This window comes from Xenorhabdus yunnanensis (assembly GCF_028598805.1).
Taxonomy (GTDB): Bacteria; Pseudomonadota; Gammaproteobacteria; order Enterobacterales; family Enterobacteriaceae; genus Xenorhabdus; species Xenorhabdus yunnanensis.
Map to the genome: position 1 here is coordinate 1 of NZ_JAQRFI010000215.1, position 573 is coordinate 573.

The window sequence follows — 573 nt, forward strand, 5'->3', positions numbered from 1 at the left end:
CATTATCATCACCTATATATTTAATTTTACCCGTCAATATCCCATCAATTAGTGTGCGCATTTCCCAGCACCAATAAAATGACTCGACATAAACAGATAATTTCCCGTGGTCATGTTGCTTGCGCTGAATAAACCGTTCCGCAGCTTCACGGGTTAAATGTGTATTTACTGTTTTGTAGTCGTATTTCCAATAGAAAATATATGAGCATTCAACTATTGATGCTATATATTCAGCCTTCTCATAATCTGTTTCCTCGGGGAAATATGACCAATCTATATCATTTTCTGCATCATAATCCGTTGCTACATTTCTGAGTATGTTTTTCTGTATTTCATCATCTAGTGAATTAAATGCGTCATCCACATTGTAAAATTCCTCGCCATCGCACCACATCCCCACTTCATCATCCTCAGAGCCGGTTACCCTAACTCGTTCTCTGACTGTAAATGACGGATGTGCAGCGCCATGCCGATCAACACCTGCACCTTTATGTTGATACTCGAGGCGCTTAACAAAATCATCCCATGTTTCACGGGATAATTCGCCGCCGTCTGCCAGTGATGTAAAATCAG

The 573-nt window shown here is 40.5% G+C and carries 1 protein-coding gene; it reads right to left on the reverse strand.

The window, feature by feature from the left end; genetic code table 11:
• Positions 1-573 (reverse strand): hypothetical protein (locus tag PSI23_RS21885; RefSeq protein ID WP_273557030.1); only part of this gene is annotated, 573 nt, incomplete at both ends.